This is a genomic window from Nocardia sp. Tas62D01, assembly GCF_055232035.1.
In genome coordinates this window covers 3,655,448-3,676,396 of the sequence record NZ_JBUYUZ010000001.1, presented here as the reverse complement: position 1 = coordinate 3,676,396, position 20,949 = coordinate 3,655,448, and the positions used below count along the sequence as shown (strand labels likewise).

Here is a 20,949-nt window from a genome sequence, read left to right as displayed (position 1 = left end):
CGTTTACCGTGCGTGGACTACTTACGCAGCGAGGCCGGGACCTCGAAGCGATCGCCATAGGTCTTGGCGAGGCAGTCGGCCCGAGCCACAAAGGCCTCCTGGCCACCCGGGTAGCCGACGATGAACTGGTGCACGCCACCCGTCCAGGCCGGGAACCCGATCCCGAAGATCGAGCCGATGTTGGCGTCGGCGGTGGTGATCAGCACACCCTCGTCGAAGCATTTCTGGGTCTCGATCGCCTCGATGAACAGCATACGGTCGATCAGATCCTGCAGCGGGACCGTGAAATCGGCGGTGGTCTTGAAGTGATCGCGCAGGCCCTGCCAGATGCCGGTGCGCTTGCCGTCTTCGTCGTACTCGTAGAAGCCGGCCTTCTCCAGGCGACCCGGACGACCCTGCTCGACCAGGTAGTCGATGACGTCCTGCGCCGGGTGCCGCTTCTTGCCCAGGGTGGCGTCGCCGTGCGCCGCGGCCTCCAGGGTCTCCTTGGCGATCTTCTGCATGAGCTTCAGGTTCAGCTCGTCCGACAGCTGCAGCGGCGCGGCCGGGTAGCCCGCCTGCAGTCCGGCCTGCTCGATGGTGGCCGGCTCGATGCCCTCGGTCAGCATGGCGATCGCCTCGTTGACGAAGGTGCCGATCACGCGCGAGGTGAAGAAGCCACGGCTGTCGTTGACGACGATCGGGGTCTTCTTGATGGCGAGGGTGTAGTCGAACACCCGGGCCAGCGCCTCGTCGGAGGTCTTCTCACCCTTGATGATCTCCACCAGCGGCATCTTGTCGACCGGCGAGAAGAAGTGGATGCCGATGAAGTCTTCCTGGCGCTTCACACCGGACGCGAGACCGGTGATCGGCAGGGTGGAGGTGTTGGAGCCCAGCAGCGCGTCCGGAGTGACGATGTCCTCGATCTCCTGGAACACCTTGTGCTTGAGCTCGGTGCTCTCGAAGACGGCCTCGATGACGAAGTCGACGCCCTCGAAGTCTGCGACATCCGCGGTCGGGGTGATCCGGTCCAGCAGCACCTTCGACTTCTCCTCGGTGGTCTTGCCACGCGAGAGGGCCTTGGCCTCGATCTTCTCGGAATAGTTCTTGCCACGCTCGGCCGCCTCGATGGTGACGTCCTTGAGCACGACCTCGTAGCCCGCCTTGGCGGAGACGTACGCGATGCCAGCGCCCATCATGCCCGCGCCGAGCACGCCGACCTTGCGGATCTCCTTCTTCGGGACATCCTTGGGCCGCGAGCCACCGTTGTTGATCGACTGCAGGTCGAAGAAGAACGCCTGGATCATGTTCTTCGCGACCGGGCCGGTCAGCAGCGAGACGAAGTAGCGAGACTCGATCAGCGACGCGTTGTCGATGTCGACCTGCGAACCCTCGACCGCGGCGGCCAGGATGGCCCGCGGTGCGGGCATGTTGGTGCCCTTGAGCTGCTTGCGCAGGTTGGCCGGGAACGCGGGCAGGTTCGCCGCGAACGCCGGACTGGCAGGGGTGCCGCCGGGGATCTTGTAGCCCTTCTTGTCCCACGGCTGCACGCCACCCTCGGGGTTGGCCTTGATCCACGCCTTGGCGGCGGGCACCAGCTCTTCGATCGAGCCGACGACCTCGTTGATCAGGCCGAGCTCCTTGGCCTTGCCCGGGCGGTACTTGTTGCCCTGCAGCAGCACCTGCATCAGCGCGCCCTGGAGGCCGAGCATGCGCACGGTGCGGATAACACCGCCGCCGGCGGGCAGCAGGCCCAGGCTGACCTCGGGCAGGCCGATCTGTACACCCGGTACATCCGCGGCGATGCGGTAGTGGGTCGCGAGGGTGATCTCCAGGCCGCCGCCGAGCGCGGCGCCGTTGATAGCGGACACGACCGGCTTGCCGAGGGTCTCCAGCCGACGCAGCGCGCCCTTGATGGTGGCCAGCTCGTCCATGAGGGCCTGGCCGTCTTGCGGGCCGACCTTCATCATGTTCTTCAGGTCGCCACCCGCGAAGAAGGTCTTCTTCGCCGAGGTGATCACGACACCGGTGATGGTGTCCTTCTCGGCCTCGAGCCGGTCGACGGTCGCGGTCATCGACGTCTTGTACAGCTCGTTCATCGTATTGGCGCCCTGGTTCGGGTCGTCCATCGTCAGTACGACGATGCCGTCGGAATCCTGTTCCCAACCGATCATGTTGGTCTCGCTCACAGCTCTGTGTCTCCTTGTGGAATTGGTGGCGTTCGCGGGGCCCTACGTGGTTACGCAGGCTGCCGCCTCCGGGCCCGTCGCTCGCGTCACCGTGGAATCTGAAGTCTCGGTTGGGGTTAGACGCGCTCGATGATGGTGGCAACGCCCATGCCGCCACCGATGCACAGGGTGATCAGCGCGTAGCGGCCGTTGCGGCGCTCCAGCTCGTCGACCATGGTGCCGGTGATCATCGCGCCGGTGGCGCCCAGCGGGTGGCCCATGGCGATCGCGCCGCCGTTGACGTTCAGCTTCTCGTCCGGGATGTTCAGGTCCTTCTGGAACTTCAGCACCACGGAGGCAAAGGCCTCGTTGATCTCGACCAGGTCGATGTCGTCGAGGGTCAGGCCCGCCGTGGCCAGCGCCTTCTTGGCGGCCGGGGTCGGACCGGTGAGCATGATGGTCGAATCGGCGCCGCTGGTAGCGGTGGCGACGACGCGCGCACGCGGGGTCAGGCCGGACGCCTTCCCGGCCTCTTCGGTGCCGACGAGCACGAGCGCGGCGCCGTCGACGATGCCCGAGCTGTTGCCGCCGTGGTGCACGTGGTTGATCTTCTCGACGAAGTAGTACTTCTGCAACGCCACGGCGTCGAAGCCACCCATTTCGCCGACCACGGCGAAGGACGGGTTCAGCTTGGCCAGGTCCTCAGCGGTGGTGCCGGGACGCATGTGCTCGTCCTTGTCCAGCACGACGATGCCGTTCTGGTCCTTGACCGGGACGATCGACTTGGCGAAGTAGCCGCCGGTGGTGGCCTTGGCGGCCAGTTCCTGCGAGCGCACCGCGTAAGCGTCGACGTCATCGCGGCTGAAGCCCTCGATGGTGGCGATCAGGTCGGCGGAAACACCCTGCGGGACGACGTAGGTGTCGTAGTTGGTAGCCGGGTCGAGCATCCAGGGGCCGCCGTCCGAGCCCATCGGCACGCGGGACATGGACTCCACGCCACCGGCGATGACCAGGTCATCGAAGCCCGAGCGGACCTTCTGCGCGGCCAGGTTCACGGCCTCTAAGCCGGAGGCGCAGAAGCGGTTGAGCTGGAAGCCACCGACGGTGTCCGGCAGGCCGGCCACGGTCACGGAGGTGCGGGCGATGTCCATGCCCTGGTCGCCGACGGGGGTGACGACACCAAGGATCAGGTCCGAGATCCGGTCCTCGTCGAGGTTCGGGAAACGGCCGCGCAGCTCTTGGATCAGACCAACAGTCAGGTCGATCGGCTTCACCGAGTGCAGCGAACCGTTCTTCTTGCCGCGGCCACGTGGAGTGCGGATGGCCTCGTAGATGTAGGCCTCTGTGGTCATATCGGAGTGTTTCCTTCCTTGGGGTGCGGTGGGGCGAACCGGCACCGTGTGTGCGGCGGGGCCGCGGATAACCTCGTCGACCGGCCCTGCGACCGACCGTCCTGACGCTGTACAAAACTCGGCAAGCAGCGGCAGGCATGTTCTAGGCGCCCAGACGCCTGGGCACACCATAGAACTTCGCCATACCTGAGCTCACGCCCACCCGTTCATACTACCGTGGCGTGCGAACTACGGTTAACTTAACGTCGTCGAGGCGGTGGTTGTCAACCGTCCAGCCGGGTGGCGCCGAGCTCACTCTTGAGCAACTCCATGGCGATCTCGTCGGGGTCTCGCCGCTCGCCGGGGGCCACCGGCTCCGCGGATTGCGCGAGCATCTCCCGCTCTTCCTCCGGCGTGGCAGGCGGCGGCACACCGTCGACCGGCGGGTAGTCCACCGGTCCCGGGTCATCGGGTAGGTCGGGGAAGTCCGGCGGCGGAATGTCGTCGTCGCCCTCGCGTGGCCGCAGGTCCGGGCTCGGACTCGGGCTCGGTCGTTGGGCGCCTGCGCCCGCCGCGGCGTCGGACACCGCGCCCCGCGCCTGGCTCGGTCGCGAGAATCGCGGCGGCGCGGCGGCATCCGAGCCACGCCCGGCCGCGGCGCCAGGTTCACGTGCGGGCGCATTCCCCGAGTCACGTCCGGCCGCGCCCCGCGACCTACCGGCGGCGGTCCCGGCCGTAGGTCGCGGCGCAGGCGCTCCGGCCTCCCACCGCACCTCGTGATCGCGGCCGAGCACGGCGCGCACCGCCGATCGCACCGCCTCCAGATTGCGCGGATCCGACAGCCGTTTGGCCAGCGGCGCATGCTGATGGGCGAACACGATCACGTTCCCCTCCAGCCGCGACACCGACGCCCCGGACAACAACGCCTGCACCGTCGGCCCGAACTCGCGGACCTTCGCCCGAATGTCCGCCCAGGCGGCCTCGACCTTCCGCAGCAAATCCGCGCCCTGCTCGGCCGGCGCTGCCTGATCCACCGGCTCCGCCGCTGCGAGCACTTCCGGCTCGGCCGCATGCACCGTCGGCAAGGGCGCCGAAACCAGCTGCGCTGCTTCGGTTTCCGGAGATGCCGCGAAAGCAGCGGCATCGGGTTTCTCGGTGACCGCGGCCGGTTCACCTAGAGCGCTTGGTTCGGCGGCAGGGGTCCGTTCCGCAGCCTGAGTCGGCTCGACCGCCCGGGTCGACTCGGCGATGGCAGTCGGCTCGACCATCGGCGTACGGTCGGCGACCGGGGCAGGTTCGGCGCCGGTGGACGGCTCGTCAACTGACGTCCGCTCGGCGATCGGGGGCGGCTCAGGAGCCGGATCCGGCTCGGCGACTCCCAGACCAGGGCCATCACTGGCGGCGCGGGTCTCGCGGCGGGCGGCGGCCAGCAATTCGGCCCCCCGCCTGCGCGGAGCGCTGGGAGGCGACGCTTGCGCTGGGGCCTGACCGGTCGACACAGCAGCGGGCGCCGGGGTGGCGGCCGCCGCGGGCGCGGTCGCGCCGCTCGCGATGCCGCGCTCGAGTTGTTCGATGCGCTGCAGGGTGGCGGATTCGGCGTCCGAGACCGAGGGCAGCAGCATGCGGGCACAGATGATTTCGAGCAGCAGTCGGGGGGCGGTGGCGCCACGCATTTCACCGAGGCCCTCGTGCAGTAGTTCGGCATGCCGGGCCAGGGTGGCCGGGCCGAGGCGTTGCGCCTGGTCACGCATGCGCTCGAGTACATCGCCGGGTCCTGCGACCAGGCCGCGGTCGACGGCGTCGGGTACGGCGCGCATCAGGATCAGGTCACGCAGGCGTTCCAGCAGGTCGACGGCGAAGCGACGCGGGTCGTGCCCAGCCTCCATGACCCGATCGACCGTGCCGAACAACGCCGCGCCATCGCCGGTGGCGAGGGCATCGATCGCGTCGTCGATCAGCGCGACATCGGTGACGCCGAGCAGGGAAACCGCCCGCGGATACGTGACACCCTCCGGGCCCGCACCCGCGAGCAGTTGGTCGAGCACGCTCAGGCTGTCGCGCGGGGAGCCGCCGCCCGCCCGAATCACCAGCGGATACACCGCCTCCTCGACGGGGACCTGCTCCTGCTCGCAGATCTTCCCGAGCAGTCCACGCATGGTCGCCGGGGGCAGCAGCCGGAACGGATAGTGGTGGGTACGGGAGCGGATGGTCGGCAACACCTTGTCCGGCTCGGTGGTGGCGAAGATGAAGATCAGGTGCGCGGGCGGTTCTTCGACGATCTTCAGCAGCGCATTGAAGCCCGCCGTGGTGACCATGTGCGCCTCGTCGACGATGAACACCCGGTACCGCGACTCCGCAGGCGCGTAGAAGGCCCTGTCACGCAGTTCGCGGGTGTCGTCGACACCGCCGTGGCTCGCGGCGTCCAGCTCGATCACGTCCAGGTTTCCCGGACCGCCGGGTCCGAGCGCAACACAGGACGGGCAGACGCCGCATGGCTTCGAGGTCGGGCCCTGCACACAGTTCAGCGACCGCGCGAGAATGCGGGCCGACGAGGTCTTGCCACAGCCGCGCGGACCGGAGAATAGATAGGCATGAGTGATTCGGCCGGTGTCGAGCGCAATGCTGAGCGGATCGGTGACGTGCTCCTGACCCACTACCGCAGCGAATGTTGCCGGTCGGTATTTCCGGTACAGAGCCACGGCCCGAGGCTACCGGCGAGCACCGACAAAGAACATTCCCGCCGACCCGCGGACCCGGCGCGGCGCGGTACCAAGAGATTTCCGACAGTAGATGTGATGCAGATCACAATCTGCAGGATCCTTTTTTAACCCCCCTTGATCAGCGACGAAAGTGGCAATACCCCAGCAATCACCTGCACGACGGGGGTCGAATCGGGAAACTTGACACTTGACCACCTCCTTATCAAGTTTTAAGTTGAACTTTCACCCTGGTTAGAGGCTCATTTCCAGAGATAACGAAACCGTCAAGGTAAGTGACACCGAGGCAATCGGCTGGCTACCGTGGTTATCGGCGACTTCGGTAGCCAAACCTTCATCAGGTTGGTGGCCCCGGCCGGTCCCTCATCCCGACCGGGGCACAACTACAAATTCCACGCTTCCACCGGAGGGCTGTTCTATCGTGCCGTCGTGTGACGACATTGCCGTCGCCTGGCTTTCGAGCACCGACCTCGCCGACGACCACGCCGCTGTCGATCTGCTCAGCCGCGCCATCAGCCCGCAGGACTTCGCGATCAAGCGCGACGCGCTGCCGGTGGCCGCCGCTGCCGATCCGGCGACCGCCGCGGCAATCCTCGAACTACTCGAGCGTGGCCAGGTGCCGACCATGGCCGCCATCCGGACCCTCACCGCGCAGAACGAGATGCGCCGCGAGGCCACGCGTATCGAACGCCTGGGCCGGCGGGCGCAGCGCAGCATCGATGACTTCGGCCGCGTCCTCGCCCAGCTGGCCCACGACCACTGGACCGAATACGGCGCCGGGCCCATCCGCCGCGACGTACTGCAGTCCGAACCGGTGATGACGCTGATCCGGGAACGAATCGGCGATATCGCGCCCACCGCAGTGAAACACCTCTGGCTGATCGAGCGCGCCCAGCGCGCGGGCTGGATCGCATCCAACCCCGAGCCCGGGTCACTCTGCGCCGCGAGGCGTTTCCATGCCGCCAAGTATGGCAACCGGGTCTCACTGCGACCGGTCAACGTCATCGGAGCCATCGTCGCGACCTTCCTGGACGAGCACCTGACCGAACATGACCGACCGCCGCGCTGGTCGACGCTCGCCCACGACCTGCGCGACGACCGTGGCCGCCGGATCTTCCACGACACCGCCGACGCCCGGACCCAGCAGCTGTGGCTGACCACCGCCGAATGGATGGCGGTACGCGATGAACTCCCGGTTCCCGGCCGTCGCGGTCTGCGGGCGGTTGCGCGCAAGTCTCGACGCTGACGCACCCTGCTGTACTGGGCTGACGCACCTGCGGTGGTCGGGCGGGCAGTGAGCATTCGGTAATTTCCTTGCAACGCATTCCTGCGTGAAAGGAGTTACCCGTATCTTCAACCATCGATCCCGCGGCCACCGCCTGGCTGCTCATCAGTACAGCCCTGGTGCTGCTGATGACGTCGGCGCTGGCCATTTTCTACGGCGGGATGGTGCGCTCGACCGGCGTACTCAACATGCTGATGATGAACTTCATCGCGATCCCCCGTGGTCTGGTTGCTCGCCGGATACAGCCTCGCCTTCAGCGGCGATGCGGGCGGCGGCTTGATCGGGAACTTGGACCACTTCGGGATGGCGGGCATCGCTCCGAACGCGGTGCACGGGTCGGTGCCGGAATTGCTGTTCGCCACCTTCCAGCTGACCTTCGCGATCTTGACCGCGGCACTGGTCAGCGGCGCGATCGCGGACCGCGCGAAGTTCTCCGGCTGGATGGCGTTCGTGCCGCTGTGGGCGCTGGTGGTGTATGTGCCGATCGCGCACTGGGTGTGGGCTCCGGGCGGTTGGCTGGCGTCCTTCGGCGCGCTGGACTATGCGGGTGGTCTGGTGGTGGAGATTGCCTCCGGCGCGTCCGCGCTGGCGCTGGCGATCGTGCTCGGCCCGCGCATCGGCTTCAAGATCGACGCCATGCGCCCGCACAACCTGCCCTTCGTGCTGCTCGGCGCGGGTCTGCTGTGGTTCGGCTGGTTCGGTTTCAATGCCGGATCGGCGCTGTCCGCCAATGGTGTTGCGGCAGCGGTATTCCTGAACACGCTGGTCGCGGGCTGCCTCGGCATGCTCGGCTGGCTCGTTGTCGAGCAGATCAGGGACGGGCACCCCACCACCTTCGGTGCGGCCTCCGGCGTGGTCGCGGGTCTGGTCGCCATCACACCGTCCTGCGGTTCGGTGAACACGCTCGGTGCGCTCGTCGTCGGACTCACCGCGGGCGTGGTGTGTTCGTTCGCGGTCGGCTGGAAATTCAAGGCGGGCTATGACGATTCGCTCGATGTGGTCGGTGTGCACTTCGTCGGCGGTATCGTCGGCACGCTGCTGATCGGTCTGCTCGCCAACCAGGTGATGACCGGCGGCGTCGAGGGCCTGTTCTACGGCGGCGGTCTGGCTCAGCTGGGCAAGCAGTTGGTGGGCGTGCTCGTCGTCGCGGCCTACGCCTTCGGCGTGACCTTCGCCCTCGGCAAGGGCATCGACCGCGTCATCTGCTTCCGAGTGACCGCGGAAGACGAGACCGCGGGCATCGACTTCGCACTGCACGCCGAAACCGCGTATGCCGAAGGCGTGCACGGCCATTCACCGCGACGCTTCGGCGAGGGATACTTCGGGTTCCCGCACGGCGGCCCGACCGACCAGGATCGCTGACCGAAAGCACCAATAGCGCCAACGCCTGGCTGACGCGGTGTGCAAAATGGCTGTTACGCCGACATCCGGTCAGTTCACCGCGTTGGCCGGCGCCGTGAACGTATTGCACTGTGCCGCACGGTTTTTGTCCACACCCGTCTCGAACCAGGCGCCGCCGTTCTCGGCGGTGCCGTGATCGCGCATATCGCCGCGCTGGTCACCGCGGCCGTGCGCGTCGCGGCGAGCCAGGGTGATCTGTGCGGGGGTCAGCGAACCACCGCCGGACGACGAGGCCATGTACATGCCGTCGAAGCAGTTGGCCTGCAACTCGACTCGGCGCGAGAGCTCCAGGCCCTTGTCGCTGCGCGCGCCCGCGTCGACCCGATCGCTGTTGGCCTTGCGCAGGATTCCGGACATCGCCTGCACGTGATGGCCGTACTCGTGCGCGAACACCGACAGGTAGACCACCCAATTGTCTTTGAACAGGTCGGTCTGCAGCTGACTGATCGGCATGTAGACGGTCTTGTTCGCCGGGCAGTAGAAGGCGGCGAAATTACTGGTGGTGCCGGTGCACGGGGTGGTGATGCCCGCAGTGGTGGCGCTGACATTCAGCAGCGGCGACTGGAACGGCAGATTCGCCTTCTCCAGCACCGGTTTCCACGCCGCCTCCAGGCAACCGGCGGCCGTCTCGAAGAACTTGCGCGCGGTATCTACCTGGGTGCCCCACGGCGCGTAATTGCACCGCGCCGGAAGCAAAGTCGCGTTGGGATCGGTCACCAGCGGGTTGGATCCGGTCTCGGCGCGGCCTGCCGCACCGTTCGGATCCGGGGTGAAGGTGAAGCTCGGCGCGGGTCCCGACGAGTCGGTGCCGACCGTGCCTGTGGTCACCGCAAACCGCACCAGCGCACCGGCGATCAGGAACACCACGACCAGCAGCAAGGTGACAAAGCCGCCACCACGACGCTTGAGCGGCGGGCCGGGCGGACGACCGGGCGGGCCGTAGGGCATCGGCGGCGGCATTGGCTGCCGGTATCCCGGCGGCGAAAAGCCCGGCGGCGGAGCGTATCCGGGCGGCGGGCCATACGCCGGCGGCGGGCGATAGCCCGGCTGCTGTCCGTAGCCGTACCCAGGGGGCGGCGGAACCGGGCGCCCACCAGGCGGAACCGGTCCATAACCGTACGGTGGTTGTGTCACTCCCCCGTACCCCCTCATCTCATGATCGCCGACAGCCGCTGACGCAGAATAGCAACTTGTCTAGAGTAGGCAGCCATGCTCACTTTTCGGGGGGGCGCCGCAGGCGCGCTGATTCTCGCCACCGCGGGAATGATCGCGGCCGCACCAGTTGCCCACACGGAGCCCGCAACCAACGGCGTGACCATTACCGCCGATCTGAAACTCAGCAGGCAAGGCGTCCTGGAGGTCACCGAGAAGGTGGTCGTGCCGCCCGAGGGCGAGTTCAAGATGTCGCTGCCACTGCGCCTGCAGGTGGGCAAGGATGTCGAACGCGTCTTCAAGGTCACCGATGTCGCCGCCCAGGGCGCGGGCACCACGACGGAGGCCAACGACCAATTCACCATCGTCGCCAAGCCAGGCGAGTCCACCTTCAACTACGCGATCCACGGCGCGGTCAGCGAGGCGCCGGGGACCCAGGTCTTCCACTGGCTCGGGGTGATCAATGCCGACGTCGCCTCGATCAGCGCGTCGCTGATCAGCCCGAGCTACGAAATGGGCATCGTGGACTGCAAACTCGGTCCGCCCACCAATGCGCGCAAATGCAACGACGTACAGGTCGAGGCGGACGGCGCGCTGTTCCTCGAGGAGTCCGACCTGCATAAGGGCGACTCCATCGACCTCACCCTGCAGCTGCCGCCCGGCACCGTGCCGACCAACGCCGACATTCGCGACGGCAGCGCGTCGGGCCCCTTCGCCGTCACCACACCGGTGCTCGTCGCGTTCGGCGTACTGCTGCTCGCGCTCGTCGGAATGGCCGCGTATGTGCTGAAGGCGCGCCGCGAAAACGCAGCGGCGGGAACGGGTTCGGACACGATCGATCCACTGCTGCGCGAGGGCGATCGGGTGCAGTTCACCTCCCCCGACGGCATCCTGCCCGGCGAGGCCGGATTGGTGCTCGACGAGCATGCCGATCCCGCCGACATCGCGGCCACCGTGGTAGATCTCGCGGTGCGCCGGTATCTGTGGATAACTCCGATCAGCGTCTCCGACTGGCGGATCAATCGCGTCAACGCGCCCGACGACCAGCTGCGTGATTACGAGAAGGCGGTCTACTGGGCGCTGCTGCCCGAGGGCACCGATTCGATCACTGTCGCCGACCTGCGGGCACCCGGCCGCGTACCGGCCGAGCCGGTGCGCAAGGCCATGCTCGCCGACGCGGTCGCCCGCGGCGCGTTCGTCGGACGGTCCGGCCTTGGACTGCCGGTCTGGGTGGGCGGTGGCCTGATTGTCGCGGGCATCGCCACGACCATCGCACTCGCCACCACCTCCGGGCACGCCCTAGTCGGCGTCGCGATCCTGCTCGCCGGCGTGGCGACCCTGCTACTGCCGCGCTACTTGCCGGTCCGCACGGCGCGTGGCCGGGACCTGGCCGGACAGATCCGCGCCCTCCAGCGCGGACTGGACGCGACTGCGCGCGAACACATTCCACCCGCCGATCAGGAACTGGTGTTCTCCAGGGCACTGCCGTTCACCGTCATCAGCGGCCGGGCCGACAACTGGGTGCGCGCCTTCCGCGACCTGAACCCGGCCGCCGATTCGCAGCCCGGCATCTACTGGTTCGGCGGTTTCGAACGCGACCGCAACCTGCAGCGCTTCGCCGCCCACTTCCCGTACTTCATCACCGCGCTCGAGGGACTCTTCGGAACGTCCGGCGGCACACGGTAGTCCGGGCGTTCCTCGCCCGATTCCACTGCCACACAGACCAGCTGACGGCCGGGCAGTTGCCCAGCCGTCAGCCTCTCCGCGGTAAGTCGATCAGTCGACCGCCGCGGCGCGCCGCATGGCGGACAGCGGGTCCGCATACAGAGCGCTGAGCGAGGTCACCACGGCGGCGAATTCCTGGACCTTGCGGCCAAATCCGCTGATACGGATGTCGGTGGGCGGCAGGCTGGAGGACTGCTGGAAGGCGCGCGCCACATGGGCCACGGCCGGGCGGTACCCGGTGAAGGCCTGACCACCGAGAATCACCCGGTCCGGATTGAGCATGTCCCGCACCAGCGCGACGGTCTGGCCGAGGATGGTGGCCCGCTCCGCCAGCAGTTCACGCGCAGGCTCGGAGCCCGCCTCCGCCGCCCGATACAGATCGGCGATAGTCGAACCCGCGGTGCCGTTGTAGGCCGGGATGATCCCGCGCCCGACGGCCCTCGCGTGCAGCGACCGGTTACCGACGGTCACCTCGAGGCAGCCGCGCCTGCCGCATGGGCACACCACATCGGAGCCGGTCGGCAGGTGCGCGATGGAACCGGGCCCGTTGCTGGGAGTGTGCACGCGGCCGTCCAATGTGACCGCGACACCGGCGGTTTCGCGGACGTAGAAGTACAGGCTGCTGGCCCGCTCCGGTCCGAAGGGACGACCCTGGGCCGCCGCGTCCCGCAATTCCGGGGTCGGCAGCAGCAACTCGGAGGCGGCCATGGCCTCGACGTGCGGCGCTACCGAAACGGGTAGCTCGAGCACGTCGCCGAGGACCGCACCGACGGGTACGCCCTTCCACTCGAGCTTGGGGTGGTCGACCACCCCGGTGAGCGGGTCGACCCGGCCGCCGATCGCGACACCTGCCCAGAGCGGTTTGCGCCGATGCCAGCGCTGCAGGAAGGCCCGTGCGCTGCGCGCGACGGTGGTGGTCGCGAAGTCCTGCCCGGTCTGCGGGGTGGCGATCGCCAAGCCGCCGAGGATCCGGCCGCGCAGGTCGGCCACGACGATCTTGGTGACCGCGGCGCCAATGTGGATGCCGAGAGTCAGGTACGCCTCGTGGTCGATCTCGAAGGGCACCCGCGGACGCCCCACCGAACCCGATGCGGTCAGGTCGGGGCGCTCGCGCAGCAGCCCGGCGGTCAGCATCGCGGACACCTGACGGTTGACCGTCGCGATGCTCAAACCCGTTGCGCGCGCGGCATTATCGCGGGATATCGGGCCGCCGGTCGCGGACCGGAGCACGGCCGCCGCCGGGTTGTCGGCGATGCGGAGTTCCGGCGCGACGACGGGGCGCTGAACACGAACACGACCGGTGGCAACCCGCGAAACGGGTCGCTCGAGAATGGGGAGGGACATATGAAGATTCCTTGCCGAAGTCCCGGGCTGCGGGACGTGCCTACATGTGTGGCGACGAGGCAGCGAGCGAGCCGGAAAACGGTTCAGCTGCGGCGGCAGGGACAACACAGTTCGCGTGTCAATGGCAGCCGCAAGCCCAGCGCGGCGGTCACGTACGTGACCCGCAGAGCGGTGGGGCGACTAGCAGACATGGGGTCAAAGTTAACACCGAAACCCCCGCTCACCAAGCCCCCTCGACGCGCGCAGCGGTCCCCGAATCGGGGTTTTACACCGAAAACCTTGCCCCACATAATGTTCCGATCCGCTGTGGCCCAGCGCACGATTTGTCCAGGAAAAACCTGTCCAGGAAAAACCGAATGGGGCCGCCGATACCCGGCGACCCCATCGGGTGACTGCTCAGCCCCCTACGCGGCTTCGGCGGCCAGTTCGCGCCGGGTCAGCAGCGCGGTGGCCGAGGCGAGCAGTCCGACCAGCGCGACCACCGCGACCAGGTACAGGCCGGGCCGGTACTGGGCGATGCTGGTGGCGGCGCCACCGCTGATCAGGCCGGTGACGACGGCCAGCACGACCGCGCCGCCGATCTGACCCGAAGTCTGTACCAGACCCGAGGCCAGTCCCTGCTCGTGGTCGGCGATGCCGTCGGTGGCCTGGACCATGACCGAAGAGAAGCCGAGCGCGAAGCCGAGGCCGAGCAGCAGGAACGCGGGCAGGTAGTCCACGACGTAGTTCGGATCGGCGCTGCCGCCGAGAGCCAGGAACCACACGTACCCGAGCACGAACGAGGCCATCGAGGCGATGATCATCGGGGTGGTGCCGAAGCGGTCGATGAGCTTGCCCGCGATCGGCGAAAGGATTGCCACGATGATGCCGGTGGGCGCCAGCGCCATCTTCAGCGGATCCCAGCCGAGGGTGTTCTGCAGGTACAGCGACACGATCGTCTGGAAGCTGATGTAGGAGCCGAAGATTGCCAGCGCGGCCAGGTTGGCCCGCACGATGGACTTGACCCTGAAGATGCTCAGCCGGACCAGCGGGTGCCCAACCCTGTTCTCTACCACGAAGAACGCGCTGAGCAGTGCGACCGCGATGACAGCCGTCGCGACAACGCTTGCGGTGAGGCCCTTTTCGGGTGCAGTGACGATGGTGTAGACGGCGGCGAGCATGCCACCGGACAGCAGCGCGGCGCCGGCGAAGTCGATGCGGCCCTGCTCCTTCTCGATGTTGCGCGGCACCACGAAGTAGGCGGTGGTGACGACACCGGCGACCACAATCACCGGGACGTAGAAGGTCAGTCGCCAGTCGATGCCGGTGAGCAGGCCGGAGACGATCAGGCCGGAGGCGTAGCCGGTCGCACCGAAGACGGTGAAGATCGACAGCGCGCGGTTGCGGTCCTTACCTTCCTTGAAGGTGGTGGTGATGATCGAGAGCGCGGCCGGTGCGGTGAACGCGGCGGCGACGCCCTTGACGATCCGGCTGGCGATGAGCAGTCCACCGTCGTCGATCAGACCGCCGACCAGGGAGGCGGCGCCGAAGACGACCAGGGCGGTCAGGAAGACCTGGCGCCGTCCGAGCAGATCGGCGGCTCGTCCGCCGAGCAGCAGCAGGCCACCGTAGCCCAGGATGTAGCCGTTCACGATCCACTGGAGGCCGGCGGTCTCCAGGTGAAGTTCGGAGCCGATGGACGGCAGCGCAACGCCGACCATCGACACGTCGAGTGCGTCGAGGAACATCGCCAGACCGGCGACGAACAACACGGCCCACAGCTTGGGCCCCCAGCGACCGGGGGCGTGTTCGGCAGACGAGGGAGCTGTCTGGTTCTCGAGTGGTGTAGCCGTCAAAGTCACGTCGGTTAATTTAGATGCACCTGCATTAATTGTCAATGCATCTAATGTGGGCGCACAAACCTCCTGGTCGGGCCAAGAATGCGGCAGGCCCCGCCCAGTCGAGAGGACTGGGTAGGCCCCGCCCAGTCGAAAGGTACTGGGCGGGGCCTGTTTCCGCGGCGGTGGCCGCCGCGGGTGCCGGTTCGGTCTACTTGGCCGGAGCCGGCTGAATAAACGGCTGATTGATGGTGGTGAAGTATTGGATCGCCGCACCGATCGCCACCGGCGCGGTGATGAAGATCTGACCGGCCAGGGTGCCGATCGCGCCGACGGCGATGATGCCGCCGATGCAGCCGATCACCGCGGCGGGCAGGAACGCACCGAACAGGCCGACGATGGTCGCAGCGGCGACCGTCGCGCCGGCGATGCTGCCGAGCGCGCAGCCGAGGGCCCCGCCGCCAAGACCGCCGACCATGGTGCCGACCGTGGCGCCTGCGCTGATCGTGTCCTTCAGGCGGTTCCAGGCAGCCTGCTCACGGTCGTAGGGGGTCTTCCACGGTGCGGTGTCCTCGAAGGGCAGCGCGACCGGCTTGTAGACCGCCTTGGCCGGGTCGATCTGCGGGGTGAGCGTCGCGGTGCGGCCGGAGATGTCGGCGGCGATCGGGAACTCGAAGTCGTCGATGCGCAGGTGCAGCGGGGTGCCCGCGACAACGTTGCCGTTGGCCGCCTTGATCTTCAAAGCGTCGTCCTCGACGACGAGCGAGCCCGCATCGGTCGTGATGATCGACGATGCCTCGGTGGACTGGGCTGTGAAATTAATTGCGTCGCTGCCCTTTTCGGGAGCCGGTGCCGCGCCGGAGGTGCCCGCAGCGACCCCGGTCGCCATGGTCACCAGCGCCGCGACGACGGCAAGCTTCCTCATCCTCATGTACTGCATCCCTCATCTCAGGTAGAGCTTCTTCCGAGGCAAAGCATCAATGAGGTATCGATCGAGGACGAGGGAAAAATGCAGGCAGATTCCAACTACGCAAATCGGGCGCAACCGAACCGGGCCCAGTGGGCAGCCTGCTTTGCTCCTACTTTGCCGCGGCCTTCATCTGCTTTTTGAACGCCCGCACTTCCAACAGCGACTCGGCGTCCACGATGTCGGCGGCGGAGCGGCGCGACCCCTTTTCCGAGTAGGCCCCGGCAGCCGTCTTCCAGCCCTTCGGTTCGACTCCGAGCTGTTTGCCGAGCAGCGCAAGGAAGATCCGCGCTTTCTGATCGCCGTAGCCAGGCAACGCCTTCAGCCGCTTCAACACTTCCTTGCCGTCCGGATCGCCTGAGGTCCAAATCGCGGCGACGTCGCCGTCGTAGTGCTCGACCACGTACTTGGCGAGCTCCTGCGTCCGACGCGCCATCGACCGCCCGTAGCGGTGGATAGCGGGCGGCGTCGCACAGAGTTCTTCGAACTCCGCGGTATCGGCCTCGGCGATCCGATGGATGTCCAGTCCGCCCATCCGGTCGGCGATCTTCTTCGGACCGCGGAAGGCATGTTCCAGCGGGAACTGCTGATCGAGCAGCATGCCCACGAGCAGGGCGAAATCATCCTCGGACAGCAGTTTGTCCGCTTCGGGGTCCTGCGCCAGGCAAAACTTGCGACTCATCGCCGATCCTCCTGTGCCAATGTGCTCGACTGCTGTCGATCATCTCACTTGGCGACGACGGTGGTCCCGGCCACCTGGATCGGCACCATGACCGAATCATGACGCACCCCACAGACCTGTCGTGCGATGAGATAGGGTCGCGCGTAGGCTCTCGGCCATGCCTCAGACGACGGCCATAACGAGGGACGGAATCGGACCCATGGATACGCTCGGGTTACGCCCGGACCGCTTCGACAGCGCGGGCCGGGATCAGTTAGTCGATGTGCGCGATCTACAGGCCACACTGCCGGGAATCCGGCGGCTGCGCAACTGGGCCCACGACGCACTCGCACTGCAACCGGGCGAACACGCGGTCGACATCGGCTGCGGCTCCGGTTCGGAGGTGCTTGCCTTCGCGGATGCGGTCGGGCCGACCGGAACCGCGATCGGCGTCGAGCCCGACCCGCATCTGCTCACCGCCGCCGAACGCCGCGCCGCCCAGGCCGGGTCACCGGCCAAGTTCCATTCCGGCGACGCCTACGGCTTGCCCTTCGGCGCGGACAGCTTCGACGCCGCCCTGTGCGAGCGGGTGTTCCAACATCTGACCGCGCCGATCCGCGCTGCCAACGAGATCGCGCGCGTGCTGCGACCCGGCGGCCGGGTCGTAGTGGTGGACAGCGATTGGGGAACGGCGATCGTGCATCCGGGCGACCGGCAGGTCGTTCGCGAGGTCGTCGACACGCTGGTGTCGGCGACCACCAACCCGTTCTCCGGGCGCAGGCTGCCGGGATTGCTCACCAAGGCGGGCCTGGTGATCGACGAGATCGGCTCGCACGCCCTGGTACAGGACCGGACCGTCGGAGCGGGTTCGCTGGTCTCTCGCATCTCGGCAATGGCGGTGGCGCGCGGTGTGATCACCGAAGCACAGCGTGACCAGTTGATCGCCGACCTGAAGCAGGGCGCCGAGAGTGGCGATGTCCACCTGTCGGTGACGATGTTCGCCGTGCTCGCCCACAAGCCGCACTGATTCCGAAACGCCAACGGGCGCATACCGAATCGGTATGCGCCCGTTGGCGTTCGGCTACTTGTCGAGCAGCTTCTCGGTGGCGGCCAGCAGCACACAGGTGGCCAGACCGTCCATTGCCTTCTCGAGTTCCTCCATCTTCGGGAAGGTCGGCGCGATGCGAATGTTCTTGTCCTCCGGGTCATTCCGGTAGGGGAACGTCGAACCCGCTGCGGTGAGCGCGATTCCGGCATCCTTGGCCAGCGCGACCACTCTGGTCGCGGTGCCCTCGAGCACATCGAGGCTGATGAAGTAACCGCCCTTTGGCTCGGTCCAGGACGCCACCTTGTACGCGCCCAGCCGATCGTCGAGGATCTTCAACACCAGCGCGAACTTCGGCTCGAGGATGGCCCGATGTTTCTGCATGTGCGCGCGCACGCCCTCGGCGTTGCCGAAGAAGCGCACGTGCCGCAGCTGGTTGAGCTTGTCCGGGCCGACGCTCTTCTTCGACGCGTGCTGGAGGTACCAGTCCAGATTGGCGGTCGAGCCGCCGATGAAGCTGACCCCGGAGCCTGCGAAGGTGATCTTCGAGGTGGAGGCGAAGACGATGGGGCGATTGGGGTTTCCGGCCGCGGCCGCCAGGCCGAGCACGTCGATCACCGGCGCCGCGGTGTCGGTCAGCGGATGCACCGCGTAGGCGTTGTCCCAGAACAACCGGAAGTCCGGCGCCGCGGCAGGCATCGAAACCAGTTCCCGGACAACCTCTTCGGAGAACACCACGCCGCTCGGGTTGCCGTAGTTCGGCACCGCCCACAGACCCTTGATCTGCGGGTCGTTGGCCAGCAACTCGGCGATGGCGTGGGTGTCCGGGCCGTCATGGTTCAGCGGGACCGGGATCATCTCGAAGCCGAGCGCCTCGGTGATCGCGAAGTGCCGGTCGTAGCCGGGGCTGGGGCACAGGAACTTCAGCGTGGACTCGGCCGCCCAGCGCTGCTTGGAATCCTGGGTGCCGTACAGCATCGCGTAGGCGATGACATCGTGCATCAGCTCGAGGCTGGCGTTGTTGCCCGCGAGCAGGTTCTCGACCGGAATGCCGAGCAGCTCACCGAAGATCGCGCGCAGTTCCGGGAGTCCGTGCAGCCCACCGTAGTTGCGGCAGTCGGTCCCGGCGCCATCGCGGAAATCGCCCGCGCCGGGCAGCGAGAGCAGGTCGGCGGAGAGGTCGAGTTGTTCCGGCGAAGGTTTTCCCCTGGTCAGATCCAGCGTGAGCTTCTCGGTCTTGAGCGTCGCGTAATTCGCGTTGTGGGTCTCGTGTTCGGACACGAGCTCCGCGTGGCTCATCAAACCGATCTGCGTTTGCCTGGGCATCCTGGGCAGCCTTTCGAAGCAGCAAAAGGGGCAAGGGGGACGTCCGTCCGTTACCTGCGTGAGGCGTCGGCGAACCGTTGTTCACGTTACCCGGCGGTTGCCTCGAACTGGAGGGAACATCTGCAGCCGGGCCTTCGCCCACGCAACGCTCCAGGAGGCGGATGGAACTTCGTTGTCGCCCGAGCGATAAATAAGGGGACCCCGCGCACCCGGCAGAGCCCATTGACCCTTGCTGCCTTCCGGCCCTGGGGGAGTTCACAGGATGCGCGCCGCGCGGGATCCGTGGACCAGTGTAGCGGCCTATTGATCACACCCCTATATCCGGGGCCACCACACACCCGCTAACACTGGCTACGATCTGTCCAACATAGGAGGGGCTTTCCTTATGTACGAGGGGATGTACAGGTGACAGACAACAATCGGCCGCACGGCGGCCACGAGATGCCGCCGCTGGACGCATCGGGCGAAGGCTCCGCCGAGGCGGCGGAGCCGTGGTGGGAGTCTCCGAGCACCGGGAGCTCGGGCACGGCAGGCGCCGATCCGACGATAGTGCGTGGCGCACCCGGACAGTTCGCGTCCTACCCGTCGCAGCCGTATGCCCAGGGCGCGCCGTACACGCCGCCACCGCAGCCGTACGCACCGCAGTATGCGCAGCAACCACCGCAGTACGCGCAGCCCGCTCCCCCGCCCGCAGGGCCGCCCGGCTACCCACCGCCGCCCTACGGCAGCCAGTATCCCGGCATGCCGCCGCGGCGCCAGAAGAGCAAAACGCCGTGGATCCTCGGCGGTATCGCCGCGTTGGTCCTGGTGACGGCCCTGGGCGGCGGCCTCATCGTGGCGGCGAACGGCCTCGGCGGTGGCGACAAGTCCTGGGAGGGCAATTACGCCATGGACAAGGTCACCGACTCCTGCAAGCTGGTCGACGTGAACATCCTCGGGCAGTGGGCGCCCAACCAGAAGGACGTCACACACACCGAGAACCAACCCGATTCGCGCTGGGGTGGCGGCTCGCTGAACTGCAGGGCGCGCAACGAGGGCACCGGCATCAACGACGCGACCCTCAGCATGCAAGCGGACTTCGCAAGCAAATACAGCTCACCCTCGTACAAGATCTGGAAGGACACGGCCACCAGCACCACCGGCACCGGGCGCGCCTCCGGCCCGGTGAGCGGGCTCGGCGAGGAGGCCTACTTCTCCTCCCGCGAGGACGCGTCCAGCTCCTTCAACACGCTGGACTACACGATCGGCGTACTGGACAGCAACCTCTCGATCCAGCTCGAGATCAGCGTCTACTCGAAGACCCCCATCGACAAGTCCGCCGTCGCCGCCGCCTGCGAGGCCCAAGCCAGAAAAGTCATGGCGGGCCTGCGCAAATAGCCTCGACGAGGGCCCATTTGGCGACCGACGGGGTGCAACCGGTATGCTGCTGCACGGAGGATTCGCCTAGTGGCCTATGGCGCTCGCCTGGAACGCGGGTTGGGTTAACGCCCTCAGGGGTTCAAATCCCCTATCCTCCGCCGTAACAGCAGGTCAGGACACGTTTTTTGATGTCCTGACCTGCTGTTGTTTGTTGACAGACAACGTCGACCACTTACGAGATAGGTCAGAGCTCGCAGGTCGGCGGCTTCCGCCCATCAGGGGATCTGCTCCCCTGAATGGCGCGGTTGGGCGGAGTCGTTTCGAGACATTGCTCCGTCCAGCACGATGAGTCGGGCGCCAGAGGTCTCGGCCACAGCCACACGGTCGCAGGTGCCGACCAGAAGCCCCGCAGACGACACCGATCGAACTGATCCTTCTCGAATCGATGCCCGAAGTGTGCAGTGAGCACGGACAGCCTGCCGTTGAAAATCGTGAGTCCGGCGGAGTGGAGGCGCTTGTCCGTTTCGAATGCCCGGCCTGCGAAGATTGTCTTCGTGATGTCCGCCGGTACCGGCGCATCGCGTTGCTGCTGCTGGCCTTCGCGATTCTGCCCGGATGCTTACCCTCGGGCCAGGCACGCCGGCGGGCGTTCAATCACCTTTGGCGGCCGGG

General features: G+C 67.1%; 13 protein-coding genes, 1 tRNA gene, 1 other RNA gene and 1 pseudogene. 6 read left to right on the top strand and 10 right to left on the bottom strand.

The features are described from left to right. Positions 1 to 17 precede the first annotated feature (17 nt). The 3 genes from ACV7NQ_RS17800 to ACV7NQ_RS17790 all read right to left on the bottom strand — a co-directional run bounded on the left by ACV7NQ_RS17800 (position 18) and on the right by ACV7NQ_RS17790 (position 6,177). Positions 18 to 2,168 (bottom strand): 3-hydroxyacyl-CoA dehydrogenase NAD-binding domain-containing protein, encoded by a 2,151-nt coding sequence (locus tag ACV7NQ_RS17800; RefSeq protein ID WP_463360703.1) that lies wholly within the window; start codon positions 2,166 to 2,168, stop codon positions 18 to 20. A gap of 116 nt (positions 2,169 to 2,284) precedes the next feature. After that, a complete protein-coding gene (locus tag ACV7NQ_RS17795) occupies positions 2,285 to 3,499 on the bottom strand; it encodes an acetyl-CoA C-acetyltransferase (protein WP_463360702.1) in 1,215 nt (404 codons plus the stop codon). Between the two features lie 263 nt (positions 3,500 to 3,762). Beyond that, a complete protein-coding gene (locus ACV7NQ_RS17790) occupies positions 3,763 to 6,177 on the bottom strand; it encodes a DNA polymerase III subunit gamma and tau (RefSeq protein WP_463360701.1) in 2,415 nt (804 codons plus the stop codon). 439 nt (positions 6,178 to 6,616) lie between these two features. Here ACV7NQ_RS17790 and ACV7NQ_RS17785 point away from each other — a divergent pair, with 439 nt between their 5' ends. Beyond that, entirely contained in the window at positions 6,617 to 7,441 is an 825-nt protein-coding gene (locus tag ACV7NQ_RS17785) for a hypothetical protein (protein WP_463360700.1), read from the top strand. A 167-nt stretch (positions 7,442 to 7,608) separates the two neighbouring features. Continuing rightward, a pseudogene (locus tag ACV7NQ_RS17780) lies at positions 7,609 to 8,842 on the top strand (ammonium transporter). 69 nt (positions 8,843 to 8,911) lie between these two features. On the opposite strand, the gene ACV7NQ_RS17775 reads toward ACV7NQ_RS17780, so the two are convergent. Beyond that, entirely contained in the window at positions 8,912 to 9,829 is a 918-nt protein-coding gene (locus ACV7NQ_RS17775; protein WP_463360699.1) for a neutral zinc metallopeptidase, read from the bottom strand. A gap of 261 nt (positions 9,830 to 10,090) precedes the next feature. On the opposite strand from ACV7NQ_RS17775, the gene ACV7NQ_RS17770 reads away from it, so the two are divergent. Further along, positions 10,091 to 11,719: a DUF2207 family protein gene (locus ACV7NQ_RS17770; RefSeq protein ID WP_463360698.1), complete on the top strand. Its 1,629-nt coding sequence runs from the start codon at positions 10,091 to 10,093 to the stop codon at positions 11,717 to 11,719. Between the two features lie 90 nt (positions 11,720 to 11,809). On the opposite strand, the gene ACV7NQ_RS17765 is transcribed toward ACV7NQ_RS17770, so the two are convergent. The 4 genes from ACV7NQ_RS17765 to ACV7NQ_RS17750 form a co-directional block, all read right to left on the bottom strand. Continuing rightward, complete coding sequence (locus tag ACV7NQ_RS17765; RefSeq protein ID WP_463360697.1) at positions 11,810 to 13,102, bottom strand: ROK family protein; 1,293 nt, start codon at positions 13,100 to 13,102, stop codon at positions 11,810 to 11,812. 404 nt (positions 13,103 to 13,506) lie between these two features. Next, the gene (locus tag ACV7NQ_RS17760) at positions 13,507 to 14,853 is read right to left on the bottom strand and encodes an MFS transporter (protein ID WP_463360696.1); all 1,347 of its coding nucleotides are present in this window, start codon (positions 14,851 to 14,853) and stop codon (positions 13,507 to 13,509) included. Between the two features lie 277 nt (positions 14,854 to 15,130). Then, the gene (locus ACV7NQ_RS17755; RefSeq protein ID WP_463360695.1) at positions 15,131 to 15,850 is read right to left on the bottom strand and encodes a hypothetical protein; all 720 of its coding nucleotides are present in this window, start codon (positions 15,848 to 15,850) and stop codon (positions 15,131 to 15,133) included. Positions 15,851 to 15,998: 148 nt separating this feature from the next. Then, positions 15,999 to 16,568, bottom strand: a complete 570-nt coding sequence (locus ACV7NQ_RS17750; RefSeq protein ID WP_463360694.1) for an HhH-GPD-type base excision DNA repair protein — start codon at positions 16,566 to 16,568, stop codon at positions 15,999 to 16,001. A gap of 199 nt (positions 16,569 to 16,767) precedes the next feature. Here ACV7NQ_RS17750 and ACV7NQ_RS17745 point away from each other — a divergent pair, with 199 nt between their 5' ends. Further along, on the top strand, positions 16,768 to 17,574 hold the full coding sequence (locus ACV7NQ_RS17745; RefSeq protein WP_463360693.1) for a methyltransferase domain-containing protein: 807 nt from the start codon (positions 16,768 to 16,770) through the stop codon (positions 17,572 to 17,574). Positions 17,575 to 17,628: 54 nt separating this feature from the next. On the opposite strand, the gene ACV7NQ_RS17740 is transcribed toward ACV7NQ_RS17745, so the two are convergent. Both ACV7NQ_RS17740 and ffs read right to left on the bottom strand, forming a co-directional pair. Continuing rightward, complete coding sequence (locus ACV7NQ_RS17740) at positions 17,629 to 18,918, bottom strand: aminotransferase class I/II-fold pyridoxal phosphate-dependent enzyme (protein ID WP_463360692.1); 1,290 nt, start codon at positions 18,916 to 18,918, stop codon at positions 17,629 to 17,631. Between the two features lie 190 nt (positions 18,919 to 19,108). Continuing rightward, positions 19,109 to 19,203: signal recognition particle sRNA small type (gene ffs / locus ACV7NQ_RS17735), an RNA gene on the bottom strand. Between the two features lie 120 nt (positions 19,204 to 19,323). Between ffs and ACV7NQ_RS17730 the strand changes: the two genes are divergently transcribed. Next, positions 19,324 to 20,295, top strand: a complete 972-nt coding sequence (locus ACV7NQ_RS17730) for a hypothetical protein (protein WP_463360691.1) — start codon at positions 19,324 to 19,326, stop codon at positions 20,293 to 20,295. Positions 20,296 to 20,350: 55 nt separating this feature from the next. Beyond that, positions 20,351 to 20,435, top strand: a tRNA-Ser gene (locus ACV7NQ_RS17725). Positions 20,436 to 20,949 lie beyond the last annotated feature (514 nt).